The following is a 9,275-nucleotide window of genomic DNA, read 5'->3' on the forward strand; positions in this document are numbered from 1 at the left end:
TCAGGCATTCTCGCTCCCGGTTCCCTCACCGGAGCCGGACGTGTCGTACACGACATCCTCGATGAGGTTCATGAACTTCTGGCCGTCGACCTTTTCCAGGCTGGCCCCTTCGGTTTTGAGCAGTTCATGCAGGACCTCGCGCAGATTTTCCTCGATGTCGCTGAACAGGGTCTCCTGGTCCTTGAGGAATGAGCTGAGGGATTCCGCCGAGGACTTGGCCTGCTCCTGCAGGGTGGCGCCTATGCTCTCTTCCATCTTCCCTATCGTCAGGGGCCAGGTTGCAGCGTCACTGACGTATGGCGGACAGACCGTCAGATTTCTGACGCTCGGTATAGGCCGGTTCCCTCCGGAAACCTCGGAGTCAATCCCGTCGTAAAGCTGGTCGGAGTAATCTCCGTCCGCATCCGAGGAGATCTTCTTGATTCCCTTCTGGAACTCACCGATCTCCTCGTTGATGAAGTTTTTCAACCACTCCTTGTCGAGGACGAGCGGCTCTCCGCCCTTGTCGCCTTCCGCCATGGCAGAACTCCATTTTCGCTGTCTTGTGTTACGGAACGCACGGGCGGCCGTCGGCGTCAGCACCCGCCGGACAGCCGCCCGTGAGCGGTCGACTTCCTCGGTCGGCGCCGGTCAAGCCTGGATGCGCAGGTCCTGCCACGCCTGGGCCGACTTGTTCTGGTTGTCGCGGAACGCGTTCGAGACCTCGTCGAGCAGTCCGCTGTAGTTGTCGAGCAGGGTGTTCATCGCCTGGACAGAGGCGTTCCACTGATCCTGCTTCTCTTGGTAGGCCTCTTTGTCCTCGCCCTCCCAACTGTTCTTCAGGACCTGGAGCTCCTGGTCCAGCTGCTGGAGCCAGTTCAGGATGTTCCTGGTCTGCAGCCGCAGGTCCTCGGCCACGTTGGCGTTCTTGGAGAAGTCGACGAAGATGTGGCCGTGTTCGAAGTTGCCGGGCATGTAACCCATGAGAAGCCTCGATTCGCTCGGGGTTGACTTTCCTGGACGTGCCGAACGGTCAGTTGCCGTTGAGCGCGTTGAAGACGGACTCGGAGCGCTGGTACTCCTGGTTGACGCTCTCGTTCGTCGACCCCTCGGTCAGACCGGAGCCACGCAGGGTGTTGTTGAGCTCCTCGATCATGTTGTTGAGGCTCCTGGAGATGGTCTCCGCGTGCTCGTCCCACTTCTGCAACAGGTCGTAGTACTTCCCGCCGACCGAACCTCCGAGACCGGTGTTCATCTTGGTGGTCTCGACGTCCTGACGGCTCCGCTGCACGGCGCTGAACGCCTGCTCCAGCGCGTTGATGCCCTTCCGCGTGTCATCCTCTGTTGACTTTGCTATCTGGCTCATGGAATCGCCTTTCTCGACATACACGGTTTTCTCGACAATCACGGACGCCAGGACCGGTTCGAGCGGATGTAGGTCCGTCGTTTGTGTCATTCGGCCTCCTGGCCTTGCTCCCGTGCTCCCCCGCACTCCTGTGCCGCCGGTGCCTCGCGTCCGGAGATCGCGGCCTGCTGTGTCAGGTCGGGCCCCGTCGGGAGCATGGCCAGCAGTGCGGAAGGAAGGCCTCGCGCTCGTTCCCCGGTGTAGCCGAGTGCCTTGAGCGCGTCCTCGGACGGCAGCCGGTACTTCATTCCGGTGTCCGTCACCAGGTACAGCGTGTTGCCGACCTCGCTGCCGCTCGCGCCAATAGCGTGCACAAGCGCGCCACTTCCGGGTCGCACCACGATCCTGTTGACCGTCACACACGCCGGGGTCAGCCCCTCGGTCGGCGCCTGCGCGGTCGGGCCGAGGTCCCTGGGTTGGGACAGAGTCACTGCGACGCGCATGCCGTCGGCGGCCGACTCGATGCCGACGCACAGGGTCTGCCCGCGCGCGACGTCCACCGGCTCCGGCGGCTTCTCGGGCAGCTCCTTGGCGAGGTCGGGCAGCTTCGAGTCGCCGGCGAGATTCTCGCTCAGCACGTCGGTGCCCAGACTGCGTGCGGCCACCGAACGGCCCGCGTAAGTCTTCTGCTTGGTCTCCGGGTCGCCGAGCACCAGCGCGGCTCCGGTCGAAGTGAGCGGGGCCAGTCCGTCCTCGCGCAGCTGATAGAAGCGGGCCTGCGCGCCGGACGCCGCGACCTTGAAGACCTCGCCGATACGGGCCTGCCGACCGGCCAGCTCCCGTCCGGCCCCGCCCAGATCCCGCACCTCGGGCGGGCTCAGATCGGGGCCTGCGGGAAGGGAGTTGAGCAGCGCCGCCGAAACCGGCAGCGGCTTCTCGGCGCCGTAGCCCAGGGCCTGCTGGGCGTTGGAACCGTCGTCGATACGCAGCTTGCGGCCCTGCCACACCAGGTAGTTGTTCTTGTCGGGGCCCGTGACCAGCAGCCCCTGCCCCTGCTTGAGGCCGGGTCCTTCGGCCTCGGTGCCGACGGCCACGGTGGTAGCGGTCGAGCCAGTTGTCGTGCCCGAGCAGACCTGCCACGGTCCGGCTGCCAGATCGCCGGTGCCGGGCGGCTCGTCCGGGGCACCCACGATGCCGACGGGTGTCCCGCGCGGGGCGTCCGCCAGCGACTTGCCGCCGATCGTCATGACCTTCATCTGCTCGCCGGCGAGCAGTCGCGCCGAGGTGAAGTTCCGTACGGGCCGCAGCCGTCCGCCGAGGTATAGATAGCGGGCGCCGTTGTCCTTGTTGACGACCAGCGTGCCCGGGTCCCGCCAGGAGTCCTTGGTGCCGGGCTTGAGCAGACCGAAGACGAAGGCGCCCGCGCAGATGATGAGCGCGATGAGCACGCTGATCGCGATACCGCGGTTGGTGCGTCCTTGCGGGCTCTCGGGGGCGTCGGGGTCGGCGCGCAGCATGCCGGAGGTCAGCCGCCCCATGACGAACATATGCGCCTGTACCTGATCGCGTTTGTCGTTCACCGCTCACACCCCCGCATCAGGCCATCAGCCCGCGCAGGGTGCCGTAGACACCGAGCCCCCACAGGACCAGCGGCAGCAGAGCAACGGCGGACAGGGTGTGCAGGATCTCTGCCGCCCGGCCCCAATACGGCACGAGCCGGGCACCGGGCACTGTCCAGGAGGCGATCGCCATGGTCGCGGTGACGGCCAGCAACCCGGCCACCGCCAGGGGACGGTCGTCGGCTTCGTAGGAGGCGGCATCAAGAATGAGCAGCAGGAGCGGTCCGAGCGTCCCCGGGATGATCAGCGAGAGCCGCTGCCAGGCGTTGCCGAGGCCGCGGCCGTGCAACACCAGCAGCAGTGACAGCACCAGGGCCAGGATCGTCCCCGACAGGTTCGCGAACCGGGCGAGGACGCACAGGCAGACGGCGCAGACCACGCCCACGGCCCCGTACAGCGAGCTCATCCAGCCGTCTGCGAGCGCCGTACGGGCCGCGACGCCGCTGGGCGAGTGCGGCTCGATGCCCTCCTGGAGCTGCTGGGGGGTGGTGGGCAGCGGCGGCATCCGCAGCCCGGACATCCGGAAGGACAGCGAGGGGACGAACGCGCCGAGTATCACCGCCACCAGCGCGACGACCCCGGCGACATGGTGCAGTGCCAGGTCGACGGTGAGCATCAGGGCTCCGGCGAGAGCGCCGAACGCGGCGACCACCGCGATGCTGAGGAAGAGCGCCGCGTACGCGGCGACGACGGCGACGACGAGGACCGCACCGCCGGCTCCCGCCGCACAGGCGGCCAGCAGCCGGGAGCCGACCACCTCGTGGGCATGCTCCCCCGTCAGCTCGCCGCCGGGCAGCAGCCAGCCGGCGAAGGCGAGGTAGGGCGCGACCATGACGCCCAGTGCCGCGCCGGCCCCGGCGTCGCCGACCGCGCGGCTGGCCGAGCCGGCGCCCGCCACCAACAGCAACCCGACCACCGCGGCGCATACCACGCGCAGCCACAGCGATCCGCCGGGCAGCGCGAGGACGACGAGTCCGGCGGCGAGCGCGGCCACCGCGACGCCGCGCAGCAGGCGGCGGCTCGCCTCGGGAGTCCAGCCGTAAGGGCGGGAGTCCATGGTGGTGGAGATGCCGTCCACCAGGTCGTCGAGGTGCACCTCGGGCAGGGCCTCGACGCGCGGCCTGAGGTAGAGGGTCTCGCCGTCGCGCAGATCGTAGGAGCCGAGGGTGCGTTCCTCGTCCATCGGCTCGGCGCCCAGGCGCTGGAGCACCCAGCCTCCGTGGTCGATCCCGGTCTCGGCGAGGTCCTCGCCGCCGTAGCCGACGACGGCGGGCAGCAGGTCGGCCACGGGCACATCAAAGGGAACCGCGAGATCGATGCTCTTGCTGGGCGCGCGGACGGTCATACGGCACAGACCGGCCGTCTGCGTGTCACTCATGTTGCTGGCTCACGCTTCTCCGGGCAGGTTCGGGGTCGGACTGGTTCCAGGCAAACCCTGCTGTCTCCTGACGTCCGTGGGCAAGAACGGACAACGTGGAAACAATCCGGAAGCAAGCTGCGTGCAACGCAAAGGCAACTCCCGCCCCCGCAGAATGCGTTGCAGTGGTTCGTACAGCTCGTGAGGAGACCGTCAGGTGAGTGTGGTCCTATTCCGCAGGCCGGCCCGCCGCCCCGGTCCGGACATGCCTGAGGGCGAGTTGAGCATGCAGGAGCCGCCGACGTTGCCCGAGGTCGTGCCGGACAGTTCCGCCATATGGAACTACCTGCCCATGGCGATGATGTCGTGCTCGATGATGCTGATGTTCATGCGTCCCGGCATGTCACGCAGCTCCGGGAGCCACTTCCTCTATCTCGCGGTCGGCATGATGGTGCTGGCGTCGGCGGCGATGATGCTCGGCCAGATGATGCGGAAGGCCAGCGAGCGCAAGCAGCGTCTCAAGGGCGAGCGGCGCGACTATCTGCGCTATCTCACCCAGACCCGCCGCAAGGTGCGCACCGCGGTCGCCGCTCAGCAGGAGGCGCTGGCCTGGCGGCATCCCGAACCCGGGGCGCTGTGGTCGATGGTGGGCACCACCCGGTTGTGGGAACGCCGCTCCCAGGACGAGGACTTCGGGGAGATCCGGGTGGCCGTGGGGGACCAGAAACTGGGCCTGCGGCTGACGCCGAAGTCCAGCACACCCGTCGAGGACCTGGAGCCGCTCTCCGCGCACGCCCTGCGCAGCTTCATCCGCGCCTACGGGACCGTTCCCGACCAGCCCATCGCGATCTATCTGCGCGCCTGGGCACGGGTGCTGATGCGCGGCGACGAGGACCGGGCGCGCTCGCTGGCCCGGGCCCTGATCGGCCAACTGGCCACGTTCCACGCGCCGGACGACCTGTGGCTGGCGCTGTGCGTGTCCGACGAGCGGCGCGAGGAGTGGGAGTGGGCCAAGTGGCTGCCGCACAACCTGCATCCGCAGGAGAACGACGGCGCGGGCCAGGCCCGGATGTTCGCCTCCGCCTTCAACGAGCTGGAGGACCTGCTCGGCGCGGAGTTCCTGGAGCGCCCGCCCTTCGACCCCGACGCCGTCGCCGGGCGTGAGGAGCCGTTCACCGTGATCGTCGTGGACGGCGGAAGCGTACCCTCCGGGCACCGGCTGGACGGCTCCGGATTCCGCAATGCCGTGGTCATCGATCTGAGCGGGGCGCTGACCTGGCGGCCCAGCCGGGTCACGCTCCGCTTCGAGGTGTCCGAGGACGACTTCTCGCTCGTCCGCACCGACCGCGAGCGCAAGGAGCAGACCACCCGGCTGGGCCGGCCCGACCGGTTCGGGACGGTCGGCGCCACCGCACTGGCCAAGCGGATAGCCCCGTACCGGATGGGCGTGGGCGTCGACAGCTCCACACCTCTCTCCAGCGACGTGGAGCTGACCACGCTGCTCAGCATCTCCGACCTGCATCACCATGACCCGATCACGCTGTGGAACCGCAGCTCCGGCAGCGCCCGGCTGCGGGTGCCGATCGCCGTGAGCGGCGACGGCGCCCCGGTGGAGCTGGACATCAAGGAGTCGGCGCAGGGCGGCACCGGGCCGCACGGCATGCTCATCGGGGCCACCGGTTCCGGCAAGAGCGAGCTGCTGCGCACGCTCGTCCTCGCGCTGGCGCTCAGCAACTCCTCCGAGACCCTCAACTTTGTCCTCGTCGACTTCAAGGGCGGCGCCACCTTCCTCGGCCTGGACGAGCTGCCGCACACCTCCGCCGTCATCACCAACCTGGCCGGGGAGGCCGCGCTCGTCGGCCGGATGCAGGACGCGCTGCACGGCGAACTGATGCGCCGCCAGGAGCTGCTGCGCGCCGCGGGCAACTACACCTCGGCACTCGAATACGAGAAGGCGCGGGCCGCGGGCGTTCCGCTGGCGCCGCTGCCCAGCCTGTTCGTCGTCGTCGACGAGTTCAGCGAACTACTCGCAGCGCACCGGGAGTTCATGGAGCTGTTCGTGATGATCGGCCGGCTCGGGCGCAGCCTCGGCGTCCATCTGCTGCTCGCCTCGCAGCGGCTGGACGAGGGCCGGATGCACCAGCTGGAGAGCCACCTGTCCTACCGGATCGGGCTGCGCACCTTCTCCGCCATGGAGAGCCGCGGCGTGCTCGGGGTGCCGGACGCCTACCAACTGCCGCCGCAGCCGGGCAGTGGCTATCTCAAGTCCGGGGTCGAGGCGCTGACCCGCTTCCGTGCCGCCTACGTCTCCGGGCCCTATCAGGAACGCCGCTCCAGCGCCAACCAAGCCCGGGTGGCCAGTCAGACCGTGCCCTGGACATCCGGCTATGTGGTGCCGCGCCAGCTGCCCGACGAGCCGGAGCCCGAGCCGACGCCGGACGAGGAGAGCGGGGACACCCTGCTGTCGGTGGCCGTCGACCGGCTGCGCGACGCAGGTCCGCCGGCCCACCAGGTGTGGCTGCCGCCGCTGGACCAGCCGGCCAGCCTGGACCAGATCCTGCCGCCGCTGACCCCCGACCCCGAGCTCGGTCTGACCACCATCGGCTGGAAGGGCCGCGGCCGGCTGACCGTACCGATCGGCATCGTGGACAAGCCCTTCGAGCAGCTGCGCGACCTGCTGACCCTCGATCTGTCCGGGGCAGGCGGCCATGTGGCCATCGCGGGCGGCCCGCAGAGCGGCAAGAGCACCCTGGTGCGCACCATCCTCACCGCACTCGCCGTGACCCACACCCCGCGCGAGGTGTCGTTCTTCTGCCTCGACTTCGGCGGGGGCGCACTGGCCTCGCTTGCCGGGCTACCGCACACGGCCGGTGTCGCGGCCCGGCTGGAGACCGAGCGGGTGGGCCGTACGATCGCCGAGATCACCTCGCTGCTCAGCTCCCGGGAGCGGTTCTTCCTGGAGCACGGCATCGACTCGATGCCGACGTTCCGCCGCCGCCGCGCCGCCGGGGAGTTCCCCGACCAGGACTACGGCGACGTCTTCCTCGTCATCGACGGCTGGTCCACCGTGCGCGCCGACTTCGACCGCTACATCCAGACGTTCCACGCCATCGCGGCCCGCGGCCTCAACTACGGCGTACACCTCATCGTCACCACGGCCCGCTGGGTCGAACTGTCCGCCGGCGTGCGCGACCAGGCCGCCACCCACCTGGAGCTGCGGATGGGCGACGCGATGGACTCCGAGATCGACTCCCGCCGCGCCGCCACCGTCCCCCGGCTGGCCGGACGGGGCCTCACCCGCGAGGGCAAGCTGCACTACCTGGGCGCGCTGCCCCGCATCGACGGCATCGAGAGCACGGAGGACCTCGCCGACGGGGTCGCCGGGCTGGTGTCGGCGGTCAAGGATAGCTGGCCGGGCGCCCGGACCCCGCAAGTGCGGATGCTGCCCACCAAGCTGCCGGTCCACGAGCTGCCGGCGCCGGACGGCGATCTGCGGATGCCGCTCGGTCTGGAGGAGAACGAACTCTCCGTGGTACGGCACGACTTCGCGGAGAACCCGCACCTGATCGTCGTGGGCGACACCGAGAGCGGCAAGACCAACCTGCTACGGCTGACCGCCAAGGCCATCATGGACCGCTACACCCCGGCCGAGGCGCGGATCATGGTCGTGGACCTGCGGCGCGACCTGGTCGAGGCGGTCCCCGACGCGTACCGGCTCGGGCACGCCGTCTCCACCGACGCGCTCAAGGACCTGGTCGACGGCGCGGCGCGCGCCGTGAAGACCCGGCTGCCGGGCCCGGAGATCACCCCGGCCCGGATGCGGCTGGCCGACTGGTGGACAGGCCCGCGGCTGTTCATCCTGGTCGACGACTACGACATGCTGGGCACGGGCATCGGAATCGCGCCGTTCGAGCCTCTGATGCCCCACCTCACGCTCGGCTACGAAGTCGGCCTGCACCTCGTCGTGGCGCGTGCGGCGGCAGGCGCCAGCCGGGGCCTGAACGACCTCCTGATGCGGCGCCTCCAGGAGGTCAACACCCCTGCGCTGCTGCTGTCCTGTCCGCCGACCGAGGGTTATCTCATCGGCAATGTCAAGGGCCGGGCCATGGCGCCAGGGCGCGCCACGCACATCGCCCGCCGCAAGGCGACTCAGGTGCAGACGGCGCTGGTGGACGAAGAAATCCGGCCGTGAAGTGAACCACTCGCCGCGCTGAGTCATGGTTGCTAACTGTCCGGGCGGCGGAGTTTCCCGCGGACCGCTTCGGCTTCCGGGCGGTCGGACTCCTGGAGGAGCGCCAGCGCCTGCTGCCATCGGGTGCGGGCCTCCGATGGCCGGCCCGTATCCCAGAGGGCGTCGCCGAGGTGATCGAGGGCGTCGGCTTCGCCCCAGCTGTTGCCGACTTCCCGCATTATCTCCAGCGCCTGGTGCAGACTTTCCATGGACTCGTCATGGCGAAGCCGCTGGTGGAGGACGACGCCGAGGACATCGAGGGTGACGCCTTCGACCCAGCGGTAGCCGGTGGCCCGCAGGACCTTCAGCCCGTGCCGAAGGTAGTCGATCGCCTCGTCGGTGCGGCCCAGCCGATGGCAGGCTTCGCCCAACTGGGCCAGGGCGATACCCTCCACCCACTCATCGCCGTTGGCCCGGGAAAGGGCCAACGAGCGGTTGAGGTACTTGAAGGCCTGGTCGAACTGCCCCGACTGCAGATACGCGACACCCAGGCCGCTCACGGCCTGGGCGCTGCCGTAGGGGTCCCCGAGCTGCTGGTAGAGCACCATCGCCTCCCGGTAGTTCTCGATGGCCTCGTCAAACCGGCGCATCGTCGTGTGCGCGACGGCCACTTCGATGAGACTCCATGCCGCGCCCCTGCGGTCATCGGCCTGGCGGACGCTCTCGAGAGAGGTCCGTGCGATGTTGAGCCAGTCGTTCAGATGGCCGCGGAGGTAGGAGAACCCCCACAGGGAGGAGGTCAGC

Annotated in this window: 7 protein-coding genes; 1 reads left to right on the forward strand and 6 read right to left on the reverse strand. The window is 69.1% G+C overall.

Annotation, left to right across the window (positions count from 1 at the left end):
• From KCH87_RS36620 to eccD, 5 genes are all read right to left on the reverse strand, one after another.
• Positions 1-519: a type VII secretion system-associated protein gene (locus tag KCH87_RS36620; protein ID WP_210592171.1), complete on the reverse strand. Its 519-nt coding sequence runs from the start codon at positions 517-519 to the stop codon at positions 1-3.
• A 111-nt stretch (positions 520-630) separates the two neighbouring features.
• The gene (locus tag KCH87_RS36625; protein ID WP_210592172.1) at positions 631-954 is read right to left on the reverse strand and encodes a WXG100 family type VII secretion target; all 324 of its coding nucleotides are present in this window, start codon (positions 952-954) and stop codon (positions 631-633) included.
• 58 nt (positions 955-1,012) lie between these two features.
• On the reverse strand, positions 1,013-1,345 hold the full coding sequence (locus tag KCH87_RS36630; protein ID WP_210592173.1) for a hypothetical protein: 333 nt from the start codon (positions 1,343-1,345) through the stop codon (positions 1,013-1,015).
• An 86-nt stretch (positions 1,346-1,431) separates the two neighbouring features.
• The gene (gene eccB / locus KCH87_RS36635; protein ID WP_210592174.1) at positions 1,432-2,904 is read right to left on the reverse strand and encodes a type VII secretion protein EccB; all 1,473 of its coding nucleotides are present in this window, start codon (positions 2,902-2,904) and stop codon (positions 1,432-1,434) included.
• A 16-nt stretch (positions 2,905-2,920) separates the two neighbouring features.
• Complete coding sequence (gene eccD, locus KCH87_RS36640; protein WP_210592175.1) at positions 2,921-4,321, reverse strand: type VII secretion integral membrane protein EccD; 1,401 nt, start codon at positions 4,319-4,321, stop codon at positions 2,921-2,923.
• Positions 4,322-4,523: 202 nt separating this feature from the next.
• On the opposite strand from eccD, the gene eccCa reads away from it, so the two are divergent.
• Positions 4,524-8,492, forward strand: a complete 3,969-nt coding sequence (gene eccCa / locus KCH87_RS36645; protein WP_210592184.1) for a type VII secretion protein EccCa — start codon at positions 4,524-4,526, stop codon at positions 8,490-8,492.
• Positions 8,493-8,524: 32 nt separating this feature from the next.
• Here the strand turns inward: eccCa and KCH87_RS36650 are convergent.
• A partial coding sequence (locus KCH87_RS36650) for a tetratricopeptide repeat protein (protein ID WP_210592176.1) occupies positions 8,525-9,275 on the reverse strand: 751 nt, incomplete at its 5' end.

Origin of the sequence: Streptomyces sp. GESEQ-35 (genome assembly GCF_017948485.1) — a bacterium.
Lineage (GTDB): Bacteria > Actinomycetota > Actinomycetes > Streptomycetales > Streptomycetaceae > Streptomyces.